The 1,324-nt window shown below is 45.4% G+C and carries 2 protein-coding genes; both read right to left on the bottom strand.

From position 1 onward, the window contains the following. Positions 1 to 87: 87 nt before the first annotated feature. On the bottom strand, positions 88 to 282 hold the full coding sequence (locus F6K51_RS37460; RefSeq protein ID WP_293031295.1) for a hypothetical protein: 195 nt from the start codon (positions 280 to 282) through the stop codon (positions 88 to 90). Between the two features lie 133 nt (positions 283 to 415). After that, positions 416 to 1,324, bottom strand: a 909-nt coding sequence (locus F6K51_RS37465; RefSeq protein WP_293031298.1) for a glycosyltransferase family 4 protein, incomplete at its 5' end; no start/stop codon positions are given.

The following is a 1,324-nucleotide window of genomic DNA, read 5'->3' on the forward strand; positions in this document are numbered from 1 at the left end:
CGACTATGAAATACCCATACAATCCTCTAATGGAACAAACTCATCCACTTCTTCAATACTAGTCTGTCATGTTCAGTAACATTAATGTCATTGTGCCACCGCCGCCGCTGCCGCAGCAGCAGCACCAACAATGGCATCAGTACCTGTTTTGTAAGACGACCGTGCAAATAGGTCTACTGAATGACCTTGGGCAACAATTCTGGGATAGAGTTCTGTGCAGTAACGTTCAATGCCACCTTGCTTAACAGGTACTCCTTTGGCTCCAATTACAGCAATTTTCATTACTTCTAGTTTTCTGTTTTACGATACTCTTCGGCAGACTAATTAAGTGGTGATGACAACCTGAGTATGTAAGTTTGACTGCTCTAAAATTTGACTGCTTTATCTTGATTCAAGGCAGCCGATTAAACAGAGATTAGGCAGACCGTTGCTGAGCACGCTTGAGCATTTGCTCATAAACACTGCTAACAACTTTGCGAGCACTATAGGGTTGAGCGGTGCGCACACAGGAGCAAGCTGGATAATGCTCTGGATGGTGCAGAACCTTGCCCAAAGCATCTGCGATCGCAACTTTGGTACGCTCCTTGCAAACAATCCCACTGTCAGCACCGAGAAATTTGGGGGTTTCACCACAATTCGTAGTCACTACAGGTGTCCCACAGGCGAGAGCCTCAAGGACAGTCAAGGGCAGTCCCTCGTAAACGCTACTCAAAACAAAGACACTACAGACACGGTATAAGTTTGCTAGTTTTTGTTGACCTACTGCTCCGAGCATAGTCACTCGGTTAGACAACCCAAGAAAGCAAATTTCACCACGGAGTTCATCTTTTAACTCCCCATCCCCAGCAATCAGTAAGTGAACATTGGGAATATATAAAGCTGCCATTGCCCGTATCAGTAACATCGGGTCTTTTTGAGGATGCAGACGACCGGCGAACAGGAGAAAACGGGTCTGTTCAGGCAAATTATGCTCCTGTGCTAGAGCTTTGCGTCTTTGTTCTCGTTCCTTTTGGTCTAGGGCATAGAACACCTCCTCATCAACGGTGTTTTTCAGGTAAGCAACACGATTTGCGATCGCTGGATAACGCTGTTGATAAAACTTAGCTGATTCAGTATTGCAGGAAAAAATTTGGCTAAATTGCTTCACCAGTAAGCGTTCGAGGGCAAAATAGCTTGCAGAAAAACGCTGCCAAAGAATGCCATTATTACCCGTTGCAGGATTCATCTGCTTGGCAATGTCATTGTGTACAAACAGCGTCTTCTCTCCAGACCAATTGAGGGCTGCTAAGCTAGGTTCGATGCGATGAAAATGCATGAAATCCGA

Origin of the sequence: Moorena sp. SIO3I8, assembly GCF_010692325.1 — a bacterium.
Taxonomy (GTDB): domain Bacteria; phylum Cyanobacteriota; class Cyanobacteriia; order Cyanobacteriales; family Coleofasciculaceae; genus Moorena.